General features: G+C 59.9%; 11 protein-coding genes. 3 read left to right on the top strand and 8 right to left on the bottom strand.

The window, feature by feature from the left end:
- Window positions 1–39: 39 nt before the first annotated feature.
- The 5 genes from CZ345_RS04480 to CZ345_RS17335 all read right to left on the bottom strand — a co-directional run bounded on the left by CZ345_RS04480 (window position 40) and on the right by CZ345_RS17335 (window position 6,894).
- Window positions 40–1,599 (bottom strand): Ppx/GppA phosphatase family protein, encoded by a 1,560-nt coding sequence (locus CZ345_RS04480; RefSeq protein ID WP_077071990.1) that lies wholly within the window; start codon window positions 1,597–1,599, stop codon window positions 40–42.
- Window positions 1,589–2,620, bottom strand: a complete 1,032-nt coding sequence (locus CZ345_RS04475) for a hypothetical protein (RefSeq protein WP_077071989.1) — start codon at window positions 2,618–2,620, stop codon at window positions 1,589–1,591. Before CZ345_RS04475 ends, CZ345_RS04480 begins: the two co-directional genes overlap by 11 nt.
- A 28-nt stretch (window positions 2,621–2,648) precedes the next feature.
- Window positions 2,649–4,769 (bottom strand): polyphosphate kinase 1, encoded by a 2,121-nt coding sequence (ppk1, locus tag CZ345_RS04470; protein WP_239446610.1) that lies wholly within the window; start codon window positions 4,767–4,769, stop codon window positions 2,649–2,651.
- 2 nt (window positions 4,770–4,771) lie between these two features.
- Window positions 4,772–6,391, bottom strand: a complete 1,620-nt coding sequence (locus CZ345_RS04465; protein ID WP_077071987.1) for a Na/Pi cotransporter family protein — start codon at window positions 6,389–6,391, stop codon at window positions 4,772–4,774.
- A 98-nt stretch (window positions 6,392–6,489) separates the two neighbouring features.
- Window positions 6,490–6,894, bottom strand: coding sequence for a TraR/DksA family transcriptional regulator (locus CZ345_RS17335; RefSeq protein ID WP_077071986.1), 405 nt, complete (start codon window positions 6,892–6,894; stop codon window positions 6,490–6,492).
- A gap of 475 nt (window positions 6,895–7,369) precedes the next feature.
- Between CZ345_RS17335 and CZ345_RS04455 the strand changes: the two genes are divergently transcribed.
- The gene (locus tag CZ345_RS04455; protein WP_077071985.1) at window positions 7,370–8,767 is read left to right on the top strand and encodes a sodium-dependent transporter; all 1,398 of its coding nucleotides are present in this window, start codon (window positions 7,370–7,372) and stop codon (window positions 8,765–8,767) included.
- Window positions 8,768–8,923: 156 nt separating this feature from the next.
- Here CZ345_RS04455 and CZ345_RS04450 read toward each other — a convergent pair whose 3' ends face one another.
- Window positions 8,924–9,706: a carbon-nitrogen family hydrolase gene (locus CZ345_RS04450; protein ID WP_077071984.1), complete on the bottom strand. Its 783-nt coding sequence runs from the start codon at window positions 9,704–9,706 to the stop codon at window positions 8,924–8,926.
- A gap of 153 nt (window positions 9,707–9,859) precedes the next feature.
- On the bottom strand, window positions 9,860–10,534 hold the full coding sequence (locus tag CZ345_RS04445) for a GntR family transcriptional regulator (protein ID WP_083717131.1): 675 nt from the start codon (window positions 10,532–10,534) through the stop codon (window positions 9,860–9,862).
- Between the two features lie 823 nt (window positions 10,535–11,357).
- Here CZ345_RS04445 and CZ345_RS04440 point away from each other — a divergent pair.
- Together CZ345_RS04440 and CZ345_RS04435 are read left to right on the top strand one after the other, a co-directional pair.
- Window positions 11,358–12,683 (top strand): hemolysin family protein, encoded by a 1,326-nt coding sequence (locus tag CZ345_RS04440; RefSeq protein ID WP_077071982.1) that lies wholly within the window; start codon window positions 11,358–11,360, stop codon window positions 12,681–12,683.
- 375 nt (window positions 12,684–13,058) lie between these two features.
- Window positions 13,059–13,388: a CGGC domain-containing protein gene (locus tag CZ345_RS04435; RefSeq protein WP_077071981.1), complete on the top strand. Its 330-nt coding sequence runs from the start codon at window positions 13,059–13,061 to the stop codon at window positions 13,386–13,388.
- Between the two features lie 226 nt (window positions 13,389–13,614).
- On the opposite strand, the gene CZ345_RS04430 is transcribed toward CZ345_RS04435, so the two are convergent.
- Window positions 13,615–16,263, bottom strand: coding sequence for a M16 family metallopeptidase (locus CZ345_RS04430; protein WP_077071980.1), 2,649 nt, complete (start codon window positions 16,261–16,263; stop codon window positions 13,615–13,617).
- Between the last annotated feature and the right edge of the window lie 515 nt (window positions 16,264–16,778).

The following is a 16,778-nucleotide window of genomic DNA, read 5'->3' as shown; positions in this document are numbered from 1 at the left end:
AGTCGACGTCCCGGGCGCACGGCACGAACCGGAAAGGCGTTATTCTTCCGTTTTCCACAGCACCAGCGTCTTGCCGAGACACTTTTCCATGGCCTTGAAGCAGCGCTTCAGTCTCTCCTGCTCCACGGGACAGGGGAGAGAAGTGGTGACGATGAGCGCCACGCCGTCGTCCCTCCGCTCAAAAACCGTGTTCGTCACGGCCTGCCGGTGACTCTTGTCCAGAGCCTCGGCAAGGGAAAGGAACAGGGAGAGCAGGCGCAGATCGTCCTGCCACTCACCGGAAAGTTCCACCGCAAGCTTGTCCTTCTTCGTATAGCCGTAGCGGTGGAACAGCGCCAGGGCCGCCATGAACGACACCTCGTTCTGCGTGAAACCCAGCATTTCGCTGTTCTGAATGAGATAGTGGCTGTGCGCGTTATGCCTGGTGAAGGAAATGAAAATGCCGATATCGTGCAGCAGGCCCGCGTAATACAGAAGTTCGCGCATACGGGCCGGGCCTCCGTACAGTCCGAGTTCCCGGGCATGATCGAAGAGCTGAACGGCGATGTGCGCCACATGGCGGGAATGCACTTCCTCGAAGCGGCACAGCCTCGCCAGACGGAGTACGCTGCTCTCCCGGACGGAAAGCCTGCCCTTGTCCTCGAACAGACCGTCCACATAGTCGGCAAGGGCGCCGTCCCTCAGGCCGCGGCCGGAAACACGCACGGAATCGAAGTCGAGTTCCTCCATGATGGTCTGCAGTATGGCAGCGCCGGGAATGAGGATGCCGGTGCGCCGGGGATTCATGCCCGGCAGTGCCATGCGCTCCTCCTCGTTTCTTTCGCAAAGGGCCTTCACCACGCGGCGCAGCCCGTCGTAACTCAGCATCTCCGCCGTGTCGCCCGTTTTTCTGCCCGCCTCCCGGGCCATGGCGACGGCCATTTCCGCAAGACTCTGAATGGTGCCGGAACTGCCGACCAGTTCGCCGGGGGCCTGTTTCTCCATGCGCTGGAGAGGAAGCACCGCATGATCGCGCACATATTTCTGCATCTGCGCGTAGCGCTGCGGACTCACCGGACCGGAACAGGGAAAAAGCCCGGCAAGACGCACGGCCCCGAGCTTCAGCGATTCCAGCTCCAGAATATCCAGCCCCTCGGCCACGGAAAGTTCCGTACTGCCGCCGCCTATGTCGATGAACATGCGCTTGCCCGCGAAAGGCTCCAGCGCCACGGACACGCCGCGGCAGATGAGGCGCGCCTCTTCCCTGCCGGAAATCACCGTGAAGTCGAATCCCGTCTCGCGGCGTATCTCTTCCATGAAGTCGCGGCCGTTGGCGGCATCGCGCACGGCGGCCGTGGCCAGGGCGACCACATCGTCCACCCCGTAGGAGCGGCACATGCCCGCAAAGCCGCGCAGCGCAGCCACGGTACGGCGCATGGGTTCGGGCTGAAGCATGTGGTTCTCGAACGCCCCTTCGCCGAGCCGCACCATCTGCTTCACCTGATTGAGCACGCTGGTCACCCTGTTCCCGCCTATGCGCACGATGATCATGCGCAGCGAGTTGGAGCCCATATCAAGAATGGCTACCGTCCGGCCGCGGCCGGACACTTCAGCGCTCATCCCTGTCACCTTCCTTTCCCTGCGTCACGGCAAGCTTTCTGCCGAACAGCTTTTCAAAAAGATCGCCCTTCTTCAGCGTCCTGCGGCATTCTCTTGCGCAGGAACGCGCGCCGAAGCAGGTGATGGTCGCGCTGCGGCGGCGCACACGGACACGCAGGTCCTCCACCGCAGCCCTGTGGGTGAAGTCCAGCGCGTCGGCCATGCGCAACAGAGCGGCGGCGCGCTGAAGCGCGCTTCTTTCCTCCGGGGCGAGCGCGGCGAAGGGCCGATGCTTCACGGAAGGCCAGGCGCGGCGATGATAGCGGGCAAGCAGCGCCACAAGCGGTCTGTCCTTTTCCTCAAGGCCGAAGCCCAGGGAAAGATGGCCGTTGCGCTCGATGATCTCCATGCTGCGCTTGTGATGACGCTTTCTTCCGCCCATGGCAAAACCGAGATCGTGCCAGAGAGAGGCCTGTACGAGAAGTCTCGCCCAGCGCCCATCGAGCTGATGCACGGAGGAAAGGGCTTCGAAAAGTCTGAGCAGCAGCCCCGCCACATGACGCCCGTGCCGCACGGATTCCAGAAGAGCGGTGCCGGAAAGCTCCCCGCCTTCCTCAGTCTCACCGTCGGAATGCCCTTCTCTGGCCCAGCGGAACATCTGTTCCACGGCCTTCTGATCCAGATCCTCCGAAAAAAGCTCCGCATGAAGCTCTTCCAGTTCTCCGGGTGATCTGCGTTCCTCTTCCGGCAGGGCGGCTTCCTCCGCCGGAGCCTCGAAAGGAATCTCCGGGGCGACGACAGCCTCCCGTTCTTCACGCGGAGCCTCTTCTGGAGCGGCGCTTCCGCTCACCTGAGCCGGAACCTCCGCAGGCTGCGCCGCGTTTTCTTCCGGCGCTTCGCGCAGCGCGCCTTCATCCGTCACCGGGAGCATGGTCACGGCTTCGACCCGGGAGCCGCCTTTCGACGCACCCGCGCGCCTTCCGCCGCCTTTTCTTCTTCCGCCGATCTTTTTCGCCGTTTCTTCCATAACAGATTCTCCCATGAAAAATATCCGTATCGGGAAAGCCCCGTCAGCCGAGAAGCCTTTCCTGGGAATTCACCCCCGCCTGTTCATTCTCCGGCTGAAGGCGCGCATACATGCCGTCGCCCCTGAGTTCCCAAGCCTGCATATTGTCCTCAAGCTGAAGGCGCAGAATATCGCCCAGCGTACGGCGTATGTTCTCGTCGAGCACCGGAGTGAGCACCTCGATGCGGCGGTCCAGGTTGCGGACCATCATGTCCGCACTGCCCATGAACATGCAGGGGTTGCCCCCGTTGCGGAACCAGTACACGCGGGCATGTTCCAGAAAACGCCCCACGATGGAACGCACCGTGATGTTTTCGCTCACGCCCGGCAGCCCCGGACGCAGGCAGCAGATGCCGCGAACGAGAAGCTTCACCTTCACCCCCGCCATGGAGGCCATGTACAGGGCGCGGATGATCTTCCTGTCCACAAGCTGGTTGCACTTCATGATGATCTCGCCCTCCCCTCCCTGCGAGCAGACGGCGATCTCATTCTGAATCTGTTCGATGAGCCGACGGCGCAGGGAGCTGGGGGAAACCAGAAGCGCGCGGTAATTGTCCTTTACCGCATACCCCGTCATCACGTTGAAAAGGTCCGTCATGTCGGCGCAGATGTCGGGGTGGCAGGTGAACAGCCCCATGTCCGTGTAGAGCTTCGCAGTGGAGGCGTTGTAGTTGCCCGTGCCTATGTGGGCATAGCTCACCACGCCCTCATCCTCGCGGCGCACCACAAGGCAGAGCTTGGCGTGAATCTTCATGCCCACGAAGCCGTACACCACGTTCACGCCTTCGCGCTCCAGCTCCTCGGCCCAGGTGATGTTGCGCTCCTCGTCGAAGCGGGCCTTGAGTTCCACCACGGCCGTCACCTGCTTGCCGCGCCGGCGCGCCTCGATGAGCGCGCGTACTATGGGCGAATCGTTCCCCACGCGGTACAGCGTCTGCTTGATGGAAATGACCCTGGGGTCCTCCGCCGCCTTCTGCACGAAATCGACCACGGGAGTAAAGGAGTCGTAGGGATGATGCAGAAAGACGTCGTGCCCCCGGATGACGCGGAAAAGCGAATCCGTCTGGAGTTCGGAAGGCAGGGCCGGAGTGTGGGACGGCGTCTTGAGCCCCGGCCTGTCCAGCCCGTAGAGCGCCATGAACTGGGCGAAGGCCAGAGGCCCCTTGACCCGGTAGACCTGGAAGGGCTTGAGTCCCAGCTTCTTGATGAGAAATTCCGAAAGAGAACCGGACATGCCCCGCGCCGTCTCGAGCCTGACCACGCCGCCGAAACGGCGCTGATCCACCATGTCCTGCACGGCTTCCAGAAGGTCGTCGCTCTCATCCTCGTCGATGGTGACGTCGGTATTGCGGGTAATGCGGAACAGCCCGGAATCCATGACCCGGTAGCCGGGGAACAGCAGCCCGAGGTGTTCCCGTATGAGTTCTTCCAGCGGCAGGATGTCGGCGTCGCGCACATTGGCCCTGAGCCCCAGGGAGGCGTAGGTGGTGGCCTCCTTGTTGCGGGGAATGAAAATGAAGCGCGGCACGTTGCTCGGGCAGCGCAGCCGGGCGAAGCGGTCCGCCCCGTCGCGCCCCTGAAGACGTATGATGAAGTTCAGGCTGAGGTTGGAAATGGTGGGGAAAGGATGCCCCGGATCTATGGCCTGAGGCGTGAGCACGGGATAGATCTCGTCGCGGAAATAGGAAAGCAGAAAACGGCGCTGCTTTTCCGAAAGCTCTCCGTAACGCACAAGATGCACGTCCTTTTCCCGAAGCTGAAGGGAAAGCTTCTTCAGCCAGTGTTCGCTGGCCGCGGCAATGAGCGCCGAGGCCTTGCGGCGTATTTCCGCAAGCAGCCGGGAGGGGTTCACCCCCTCCTCTGCCTCCTCTCCGGCGGAGCCCTCCCTGTAGCGGTACAGGAGCTTGGCCACCCGTACCATGAAGAATTCGTCGAGATTGTTGTAGAATATGGACAGGAACTTGGTTTGTTCCAGTAAAGGAAGGTTTTCATCCAGCGCCGTTTCCAGTACGCGGGCGTTGAAGTCCAGCCAGCTCAACTCCCGGTTCAGGTAATAGTCATGCGCCGTAAGATCCACTTTTTTCCGCGTCTCGCGCGGAGCGGATTCCTTCTTTTTCTCAGCCACGATCAGGCCTCCGCTGTCTGCTTACCGGCCATATGGTCGGCGATTTTTCTGGAGCGATAGGCTATCTGCTCTATGGCTCCGAGCACGTCGATGAATACCAGCCCGGCCTCGGGGGAGCAGTGTCCGTTGCTCAGGCGGGAGGCATGGCTTGCGCGAAGCTGCGCTTCAAGTTCGCGGATATGATCGGCCAGGCCGTCGAGCTCCGCTTTGTGCTGCGCGGTGAAGGGTTCGGGGCCGAAGGTGCTCACCGCAAGCTTCACGGCCTTGCGGGTAGCCGTGAAGAGCGAACGCACTTCGGCAAGAGCCTCGGGGGAGAAATCATCGCCGCGCTTCTTGCGGTATTCATAAAAGTCGATGAGTCGCTTGCCCTTGTCGCCTATGCGCTCCAGATCGCCCGCACTGATCACGCACGCTTCCAGCATGTCGGCATCCTTGCCGTCAATACCGGCCTGCATGATATCCGAGGCATAGGAACGGATGGAATCTTCCAAGCTGTCGAGCCTGTCTTCCATCTGAAGAACATTGTCCTTCTCCTCGTCCTTCTGGCCGAAGAACACCTTTTCCGTATGGGCAAGGAGTTCGTCCACCATCTCGCCCATGTGGCGGCATTCATGGCGCACCGCACTCACGGCAACCACGGGCGTGCGCTGAATGAGGTTGGGGTCGAGGTACACGGCGTTGCGCCTGTCGATGCGTTCTCCGTCGGGAATGATCTTGCGGATGAGCGCGGCGAAGGGCTTGACGAAGGGCAGGAAGAGAATGGTGTTGCAGATGTTGAAAAGCGTGTGGGCGTTGGCGATCTGATGACCGATGGAGTCGGAAGTGCCTGCGATGACGCCTATCCAGAGCGGCATGAGCGGCAGCCAGATGCACACGCCTATGACGTTGAAGAGCACGTGAGCCGTGCAGGCCTGACGCGCGGCGCGGCCCGTACCCAGGGCGGCGAGCACCGCCGTGACCGTGGTGCCGATGTTGTCGCCGAAAATGATGGGAATGGCCGCTTCAAGAGGCAGCAGGCCCTGCGTACCCAGCGCGATGGTCAGGCCCACGGTGGCGGAACTGGACTGCACGAGCAGCGTAAGGAGCGTGCCCGCGAGAAGCCCGAGGAGGGGGTTGTCGCTGAAGGCGAGGAAGATATCCTGCCTGTCACGCAGAAAAGCCATGGAGCTTTCCATGGTCTGCATGCCGATGAAGAGCATGCCGAAGCCGAACAGCCCCTCGCCGAGGTGCTTCAACTTCTTTTTGGAGGAGCAGGTGAATATGAGCAGCACGCCGACAAGCACGAAGAGATAGGCCAGATCCTTGACACGGAAAGCCAGAATCTGCCCCGTGACCGTGGTACCGATGTTCGCGCCCATGATGACGCCGATGGCCTGCGTCAGCGTCATGAGTCCGGCATCCACGAAGCTCACGGTCATAACCGTGGTGGCGCTGCTGCTCTGAATGACCATGGTGACGGCCGTACCCAAAAAAACGCCCAGAACGGGCGTTTTCGTGAACATACCTATGATGTTGCGCAGGCGTTCGCCGGCAAGCATCTGAAGGGATTCGCTGATAAGTTTAATGGCGTACAAAAAAATGCCGACGCCGCCCAGAAGCTGCATGGCCGTGTAGAAGTTCATACTCTCTCTCCGTGATCTTTGGTCTCCTGAAACGCGGAGAAGCATGCCAGAGCCATGTGACGACAATATTACAAATGCGGATCAACCTCCGACAAAAATCAATCTTCCCCCAAAGAATCCTGCCGCGTTTCCCCGTCCCGCAAGGCCTGGCAGGCACGGCAGCACACGCATCCCGGCGCGGCCAGAAGGCGCGACTCGGGGATAAGTTCCCCGCAGTCTTCACAAAAACGTCTCACCTCCGGCCCCTTGGCCTCAAGGGCGCGCAGTTCACGCAGTCTTTTCGCGCTGCGCCCGGCAAGGACCTCCGCAAAACGGACGGATTCCAGATGCGCGGCGTTGTCGAGCATGTCGGGCATGGATTCGGCCTGAAAAAGCCCCCGCAGGTATCGCAGGCGCTCCTTCTCCTCCTCGATCTCGGCATGCAGGCGCTCCTGAAACGTACGATCCATGACAACCTCCACGGCGGGAAACACCCGCGCGGCGGATACGCTTACGACTTCCATGATCCTCTTCCTCCCATGGCGAAAATAAAGGAATGCGCGAACATTCCCGGCAGCACGCCGCACGCCCCGCCGTTTTCCGAAAAGCTAGCAGAGGCGGACGGAAAAAACGATGATACATTCCCTGCCCGGCAAGATTATCATGCCGGGGCGACCGTTCTCTTCCCCGTGCGGGAAAGAGAGGGACGGAACACGGAGAAAACACGCGGACGAATGCCCTCCGCCGGCGCGGAAAAACGCCGGAACAGGGATTCTCTCCGCAGTTTCCGTTCCCACCCTATCATCCGCACGCCGCATCATTGTATCGCCCCCATGAATTTTTCATGAAAATACTGTTAATCGCTCCCCGCCCCCTGCGCAGGGACGCTTTTCCGGCCGAAAGATTTCCCTTTCTGACAAAGAAAAGAATTTTGCGACTTGTCATTTTCTCATCCTTCTTATATCCTGCCGAGAACACTTTTTCATTCAGGAGACATGTATGTCGCAGCAGGCATCATCCGATTCGGGCAAAGGCAACCGCGGGCTTTTTTCCGGCCATATAGGATTCATTCTCGCCGTGGCGGGTTCCGCCGTGGGCCTCGGCAACATCTGGCGATTCCCCTATCTCGCCGCCAAGTACGGCGGGGGCATCTTCCTGCTGGTCTACATCATTCTCATGCTCACCTTCGGCTACGCCCTCATCGTGGCGGAAACCAGCCTCGGCCGTAAGACGCGCCTCAGCCCCGTGGGCGCCTACCGCGCCTTCGGCCAGATGAAGAGCAACCCCTTCCTGGTGTTCGGCGGCTGGGTGAACGCCGTCGTGCCCATGCTCATCCTGCCATACTACTGCCTCATCGGCGGCTGGATCATCAAATTCCTCTTTGAATACGTCGTCGGGCAGGTGGACGCCGTGGCCGCAGACGGTTACTTCGGCGGCTTCATTTCCTCCACCTGGGAACCCGTGCTCTGGCACCTCATCTTCCTCGGCTGCACCCTCGGCATCATCCTCAAGGGCGTGGAAGGCGGCGTGGAGCGCGCTTCCCGCGTCATGATGCCGCTGCTGCTCATTCTTGCCGTCATCGTGGCCATCTACTCCATGACCCGTCCCGGCGCGGGCGCGGGCATCTACTACTATCTGGTGCCGGACTTCTCCAAGTTCTCCATCATGACGGTGGTTGCGGCCTGCGGCCAGCTCTTCTTCTCCCTGTCCATAGGCATGGGCATTCTCATCACCTACGGCTCCTACATGAAGAAGGAAGTCAACGTGGAGCAGGCCACCTACAGCATCGGCCTCATGGACACGCTGGTCGCCACGCTCGCCGGTTTCATGATCATCCCCGCGGTGTTCGCCTTCTCCGGCGGTACGGCGGAAGCCCTGAACGCCGGCCCTTCGCTCATGTTCATCACCATCCCCAAGGTTTTTGAAAGCATGGGCTTCGGCGGCGTCATCGGCGCGGTGTTCTTCCTCATGGTGTTCTTCGCCGCCCTCACCTCCAGCATTTCCATCATGGAAACCTGCGTTTCCACCCTTACCGACGAGCTGCACTGGTCGCGCAGAAAGAGCGCCCTGTTCATGACCTTCGAAGCCATCGCCCTCGGCATCCCCTGCTCCCTCGGCTTCGGCGTGTGGGACTTCATCTCCATCGCCGGCCTCAGCATCCTCGACATGATGGACTTCCTCGCCAGCCTCATTCTCTGCCCCCTGGCCGCCATGCTCACCTGCCTGCTCGTGGGCCGCATCATGGGCATCGACACGCTCATTTCCGAAGTGAAGATCTCCTCCGCCTTCCACGGGGAAAAAATCTTCCGGGTCTGCATCTCCTGGCTGGCTCCCGTGCTTCTGCTCGTCGTGCTGCTCTCCTCCGTGGGCGCCACCCTCGGCTTCATCAAGATCTGACGCAGCCCTCGCTCTGCATGAAAAAAGCGCCTTCAGGCCCGGCCTGAAGGCGCTTTTCCTTTACCTGCCCTGCCCCCGCGAAAAAACAGCTTCGCTCTCCAAAAAACAAAGCCGCTCCTTCCCCGGGGAAGGAGCGGCTCCGACTGCCCCCGGCCTTCAGTAAAGCCGGGGGACCCGGTCGAGAAACACCGGTATTCTGCCGCGCACCTCCCGCACGAAGGAAGGCTCCACGGATGCGCATATCGCTTCTTCGCGCTCTCCCGCCCGGGCCAGCACCTCCCCGTCCGGGGCAATGATCATGGAGCGGCCCGCAAACGTCTCTTCTCCCGTTGTTCCGCAGCGGTTGCACGCCGCAACATACATCTGATTTTCCACGGCGCGGGCGCGAAGCAGCGTCTCCCAGTGCTCATGACGTGCAAGCGGCCATTCGGCGCTGACGAAAAGAAGCTCCGCTCCCTCCACGGCCAGCCTGCGGCTCAGCTCGCAGAAGCGTATGTCGTAACAGATCACCGAAGCGCAGCGCATACCGCCGAGCGTGAAGGAAAGCACGCCTTCCCCGGGAGAAAGATACCTGTCCTCCTCCATGAGACGGAAAAGATGTATCTTGTCGTATCCGGCGATATAGCGCCCTTCCCTGTCGATGACCTGGGCGCGGTTGTACACCCGCCCTTCCCGTGCCGAAAGCACGGAACCTCCGGCAAAGGATACGCCGTACTGCACGGCCAGTCCGCCCAGGAAGGCGGCGTCATCCTCGCCCATGGGGGAGGCAAGTTCCCCGGCACGCTCCAGAGCGTAGCCCGTGGACCAGAGTTCCGGCAGCACGAACACGTCGGGCGCCCCGTTTCCGTGTACGGCCTCCGCCACCATGCGCCTCACCGTCTCCCGGTTGGCCGCCCTGTCCGCCCGCCTCACATCCATCTGCACGGCACATACTTTCATGTATCCCGTCTCCCTCCGTTACAAAAAAACAGGACGCCGGAAACTGGCCCTGCGGTTCCCCGTCATGAGCCTGAAAAACGCCCCCTGTGTTCCCATCTCCCGCCTGCGGGCGCTCCCGCAGGCGAAAACCAGCGACTCCGCCACGTCCACGAGTTATCCGCCCGCCATGCCTTCCAGCATATGAAAGGTCTGCTTTCTGATGCGTTCGTTATGGTAGAACAGCGCATCGCGCGTCTCTTTCTTTCTGCGCCTGAGTATGCCCCGGGCAATGGCTTCATGGGAATCCGTAATAAGATTTCTGTCCAAGTGATGACGATGCATCAGCATGATGCCGAGACGTATGGATTCCAGACTGAGCTGCGACCAGAACCTGCCCAGACGGGGCTGACCGTCGAAGTACATGAGCACGGTGTGGAACTTCATGTCCATGACCATGTATTCCATGGCATGGAAGTCCGGCAGGTACTGGCTCGCCCGCATCATGGCTACGATGTCCATCAGCGCGCCACCCACCAGAGAATTGGCCTTCTCCTCAAAAATACGCCTCACTCCGTACAGTTCCAGCAACATGCGCAGGTTCAGAAGTTCTTCCACATCCTTGTCGGAAACGGGCCTCACTTCCATAACCTTGCGCCTGAAGCTGTTGTGTATCCAGCCTTCATAGGTAAGCCTGTGCAGGGCCTCCCTCACCGGAGTACGGCTCATTTCCAGCCGGTTCGCAAGGCTGCGTTCCTGAAGCGCCGTCCCCGGGGCCAGTTCAAAGGAAACAATGCTCTGTAAAATCTGATCATACGCCAAAGAGGAAAGATTCGACTGTAACATAGGCATACTTTTCCTTTCATCTACATGAAAAAATATATGCTTTTTCCATAAAAAATGTCAACATACCACTTACAGACGCAAATTTTTTCCTGTTAAATCACCACGATTAAGGCAATATTTCTACAGTATGTTCATTAATATTTCCAAAATATGATACATTAAATGAAAATGTTCTGTGTTTGTTTACAAGTATCAGTCAAAATATATCCTCTTTTGCAGTATGAATAAAAAATAATAAATTACACAAGAAAATATTATTTTTTGCAATGATTTTTATATCGTACGGGCTCTTTTCGGCATCTGCGCACCTGCTTCATGCTCTTTTTCCTCGCCGTCCCGCAGGTACCCGCCGCCTTTCCCCGGCTTGAAGCGCTGCCATCATCCGCAGAAGTCCCTTTGAACGGCAACGCGCAGCTCCCTTGGCGGGCGTCTCTTCCGGGCATCCTCGCCGGAGAACAACCGGAACGCAGCCGGAAAACACCGGCACCTTCTTTTGTACAGAACGCTGTTCCTCCGTGCGAAAAAACAAGAGACTTCCTGCAACGCTCCACAAGAATCCGCATCCAGAGGCCGACATTTCCCTTGCCGTACACCACACCCTGCAATATCCTTTGCCTTTATCATATAAAAAGCATACAAACTCCCATACAAACAGGAACATAGCGCCATATTTTTATTTATATTATGTTATTTTTAAAAAAAATACTCATTATTTTTCTTCATGACATCACCTTCATGACATCACCTTGGAACAGAAAATATTTCATTCTGAAAGAGACACCGGCATCCCTCGTATTGACACATTCGTATTATTTGTGACAATGGATATATGGAAATATTCATTCTTGTCATTCTCATTCTGTTGAACGGCATTTTCGCCATGTCGGAAATCGCCCTGGTCACCGCCCGCAAGGCGCGTCTCATGCCCCGCGCAGCTGCGGGAGACAAGGCGGCACAGGCCGCCATCCGCCTGGGGGAGAATCCCACACGCTTTCTCTCCACCGTACAGATCGGCATCACCTCCATCGGGCTTTTGAGCGGCATTGTGGGGGAGGCTGCGCTTGCCGGTCCCCTGTCGGCATGGATGCAGGAATCCCTGGGCATACCGGCCTCGTCGTCGGGCATGATCGCCACCGTCGTCGTGGTGGCCGCCGTCACCTATCTTTCCATTGTAGTGGGCGAACTCGTCCCCAAGCGCCTCGGACAGCTCGCCTCGGAAAAAATGGCCTGTCTTGTGGCCCGTCCCATGACGGCGCTTGCCGTCATAAGCAGGCCCTTCGTCGCCCTGCTCGCCTGGTCCACGGGCGCATTGCTGCGCCTTCTCAGAGTGAATACGGAGGAAGGCCAGCCCGTCACGGAAGAAGAAATTCAGGCCATGATCGATGAAAGCTCGGAAGCGGGAGCCATAGAAAGCAAGCAGCGCGACATGCTCCGCAACATCTTCCGCCTGGACGACCGGCCCGCAAATTCCATCATGACGCCCCGCACGGACATACGCTTTCTGGATACGCGCCTCTCCCCGCTGGAAAATCTCGAAATTCTGAGCAGGCACGAGCATTCCTGGCTGCCGGTCTGTCACGGAGGACTCGGAGAGCTTGCGGGCGTCATCCGCACCAATCAGGCGCTTCTGCTGTGCGCGGGCAGGCTGCCGGAAAAGGAGGAATTCTCCCGCGCCCTCAAGAAGCACTGCCGGCCGCCCGTCTTCGTGCCCGAAACCCTCACCAGCCTGGAACTTCTGAAGCTCCTTCAGGAACGGGGCGTGCATATCGCCTTTATTGTGGATGAATACGGTACCGTGCAGGGCATCGTTACCCCCCGGGATATTCTCGAGGTTCTGGCCGGGCAGATAGGAACGCCGCAGGAACATTCCTGGGCCGTGCAGAGGGAAAACGGAAGCTGGCTCATGGACGGCAGCATTCCCGTACCGGAACTGAAGGACAGACTCGGCCTGCAAAGCCTGCCCTCGGAAGACAGGGGCTACTACACCATCCTGAGCGGCATGTTCATGTTCATGACCGGCCGCATTCCCCGTGAAGGGGATTATGTCTGCTGGGAAGGCTGGCGCTTCGAGGTGGTGGATATGGATGGAAACATGGTCGACAAGGTGCTTGTGGAACGTCTGCCGGAAGAAATGCCGCAGGAAGAGAACACCTGATGCCGTGATATGCGGGGCCGGAGCAATCCGGCCCCTTTCTTTTCCCGTTCCGCATCCGCCGGCGGCAACAGTCCGGCAGGCACGAAAAAGGAACCGGCCGCCCCGTGGAGCGACGGGACGGCCGGAATGGAAAGGGAATGGAGGAGAAAGGGGGTATGAAAATCTCTGGCTATCCAGGGGGTGACAACCTTCGACGCTTTCCTTGTACACCAGCGGTGCGGAAAGTCACGTTTCAAATTCTTGCCCTTCATGAAAGGTTTTGCAAGGAAGGCCCCCCTGCGGCATCCCGTGTTTTCATCTTGCCCCGACCCGCGTTTCCGGCGTAACATGGTTTTCTCGCCGTATCACGCCGCCTTTTCGCGGCAAGGAGGAATGATGAAAAAAGTCGGTATCATCCGTTGCAGGCAGACGGAAGAAATCTGCCCCGGCACTTCGGATTTCAAGTGCGCGAAAGCCGGAACGCTCGCCTTCGAACCCTTCGGCCCCTGCGAAGTGGTGGGCTTCGTCAGTTGCGGCGGCTGCCCCGGCAAAAACGCCGTGGCGCGTGCGAAAACGCTCGTCGCGCGCGGTGCGGAAGCGGTGTTCCTCGCCTCCTGCATCAGAAAGGGAAGCCCCATCGACATGCCCTGTCCCAACTACGCCGCCATGAAGGCCGCCGTGGAAAAAGCCCTCGGCGACGTGCCGCTCATCGACTGGACGCACTGACGGCGAAGCGGCAGGCCGCGCCGGAAATTCCCCCGGCAAGGCCCCGCATCTTTACGGGCGGAACGGAAATTCACGTCTTCCGCGCGCCCCGTGTTTCCGTGCGGCACAGGTTCCGCACGGTCGCGAAGCTGCGAGGCGCCGCGAGGAAAAACAAGGCCGCCCGGTTACACCGGACGGCCTTTTCCTGTACTTTCTCTCCGCTTTTCCGGCAGGGAGAAAGGCAAACTTACGGCGTTACGCGCAGGTCATAGGCGTTTTCCAGCTTCAGATACCGTCGCGCCGTCTTGCGCAGCGTTTCCGCATCCACGGCCTTCATTTCTTCCAGCTTCTTCCGGCCGTAATCAAGCTCATGGCCGTCGAGAACGGCAGATGCGCCTTCGGCCGCACGCATGGCGCGGCTCTGCCTGGCCCGGTAGTAATCGGCCTCGGCCACGGCCTTGGCGCGCTCTATGGTTTCCGCAGGCAGCAGGTTCTCGTGCACATCGCGCACAATGGACTCGAAGGAGGCGCGCGCCTTATCCAGATTTTCCGGCGAAGCAATGATGCCGAAGGCAAGAAAGCCCGTATCAGGCCCCGCCCAGTCCACGGGGAAGACGGAATAGCCGAGGCTCTGCTTTTCCCTCAGTTCCTGATACAGCTTGCCGGTAAAACCGCCCAGAGATTCGGAAAGCAGACGAAGCGCGGCTCTGTCGGAAGACTCCGTCCCCGCCGTGGGGAAAAGCATGAGATACACGGCCTGATTGCGTCCGGGCAGCGTCATGTTGAGGCCGCGTTCCCCGTTCCAGCCGGGAGCTTCGCTCTTCACGGCCTTCTGCGAGGGAACAGGAAGCGAGGCGGCAAACTTCTCCACCTGTGCCCTGTCGAAATCGCCCGCCACGGAAAGCACCCACGGCATGGTCTTCTGCCTGTTCCAGAAAGCGGCCGCATCCTTTGCCGTGAAGGCGGCAATCACGGAAGGATCGCCTTCGCTTCTGTGGGCATAGGCGCCCTTCTGGAACAGAAAACGGCGCATATTGCGGCCGAGAAGGCCCATGGCGTCCTGCTCGCGGCTGACGATGGCCGCCGTCTGCTCGCGCTTCTGCCTTTCCATGTCTTCCTCACGGAAGGCGGGTTCCTCAAGCACTTCCTTCATAAGGGCGAACACTTCCAGGGCAAAACGCGCGGGAGCATCCATCTGCACGCTGAAGGAACGCATGCCGCTGCCCGCCGAAAGCCCGGCGGCACGGCCGGAAAGATAAACGTTGATGTCGTTCAGGCTGCGCTTCTTCGTTCCCGTGGTCAGCACGGCCGCCGTAAGCGCGGCCAGCCCTTCCTGACTGTCGGGAACGAGAAGCTCGCCGCCGGAGAAGCTGAGCGTGGCGGACACATAGGGCAGAGAACGGTCGGGCAGAAGCACCAGCGTGCGGCCCTCGCCGAGATTCACGACTTCGCTCTTCAGCGCACCGGAATCCTTTTCCCCGGCCCTGCTCTTTTCAAGAGTTTTGCCCGCTTCGGGCCAGCCCTTCACCAGCGCGGCGCGGACGGCCTTTTCATCAAGGCTCTTTTTCCCGTCCGCCGCCTTCTGCGGTACCAGAGCGGAAACGGAAAGCGCCTCCGGCCTCAGCCACAGATCCAGCACCTCCTGAACCTGTTCCCGGCTCACGCCGCGCACGGCGGAAAGATAGCGTTCCCCGCCGAGGCTGGCGGGATCGTAGAAGTATTCCGACCCCATGGTTTCCGCGATGCTGGCAATGTTTTCCAGAGAACGCAGGTAGCTGTCCTCAAGGTTGAGGCGTGCGCGCGCCAGTTCCGCGTCGCTGAAGTCCGAAGCCTTCAGCGCGGCCAGAGTTTCGCCCATGCCGCGCACAAATTCCTCAACCTTGTCCGCATCGAGCTGTGCAAGGACGAAGAAGGCCCCGGCGCGTTCAAACATCATGGGAGAAGCGCTCACGCTGTCCACCACGGGCTTTTCAATGCGGAAGCGCACGGGCAGAAGCGCGGTATCGTCGCCGGAAAGAAGATGCGCCAGCACGTCCACGGCGGGCAGCAGTTCATGCCGCATTCCCGGCAGAGGGAAGGACAGCGCCACGAAGGCCTTGTCCCACGGTCCCTTTTCCACATCCACCACCAGGCCCTGCGCAAGCGATGCGGGATCGACGGAAGGTTCCAGCCTGCGCACATTGTGGTTTTCATAGGAACCGAAGAGAAGCTTCGCCTCTTCCAGCACCTCTACGGCCTTCACGTCGCCCGCCACGGCAAGCACCATGTCGCGCGGATCGTAATGGCGGCGGATGTAGTCGCGCATCATCTCGGGCGTCATGGCACGCAGGGCCTTTTCGTTGCCGATGACGGGCGATTCATAGGGCGTTCCCTTCAGCGTATGCGCAAGCGCCTTCTGCACCAGCTTCGTCACGGGGTTGTCGCCGCGCTGCTTCTTTTCCGCAATGACCACCTCGCGTTCCGCATCCAGATCTTCCTGCCTGAGCAGCGGATCGAAGGCCAGGTCGCGCACGGCGGTCATGGCGTCCTTCCACTTTGCGGCGGGCAGGTCGGTCAGGTACGTCGTCATGTCATAGGAGGTGTAGGCGTTCATGGAACCGCCCGCGTTCTCCACACGCTTGTCCACACCCGGACCGCTGGTTTTGGACCCCTTGAACACCATGTGTTCCAGAAGATGGCTCATCCCCGCTTCCTCCGGCTTTTCCCATGCGGAACCGGCCTTCACGAAAAGGCGTACCGAAACCAGCGGAAAGCGGCTGTCTTCCTTGATGAGAACGGTAAGCCCGTTTTCCAGACGGAAGGTCTGTATGTCGGAAACGGCAAAAGCCGCCCCCGTACCGCCCACAGCAAGGCAGAGCGTCAGCGCCACTTTGGCGCAAAATCTGAGAAAATGCATGACAACCTCACAACACAGAACGTGAAAACCGGAAGCCCCAGGCTCCGGTGATGCGGCGAACATGGCCGTGCGACATGCCGTTTCCGGCACGCCCGCCCCGAACCGATCCGGCGGCTCCGGCAGACCGCAGGCCTTTGCCCCGTCTGCCTTCCCTGCCGCCCGCATGATCTGTCTTCCTTCGCCTCTCCTTCGGCGCCGTCGACGAAGGGCCGGAAAAAACGATTCGGAAGGGACAGCCTGACCGGGCGGCCGCCTCCCTTACCTGTGGCACATCCTCCCCGTTTCCGCCATCATTTTTTCTCCCCTTTTTCGTGACAAAGTATTGCAGGTCTGTAATATAGCAGGAAAAAATATGACCTCATGAAGGTATTTTCCCATAATTTCAAACCTTCTTCCCCTGCACGCAGAGAACGCACGCCCTTTTCCCACGGCCGCAAATCCTTGACTCTGGCCGCCGTTCTTCCCCCTAAAGTCAGTATCCCCTGCCCGCCGAAACCTCCCCGCCGACTCTTTCT

The organism is Mailhella massiliensis, from assembly GCF_900155525.1.
Classification (GTDB): Bacteria; Desulfobacterota; Desulfovibrionia; order Desulfovibrionales; family Desulfovibrionaceae; genus Mailhella; species Mailhella massiliensis.
Note: the sequence above shows the minus strand (reverse complement) of the source record. Positions and strands in the feature narration are given on the sequence as shown.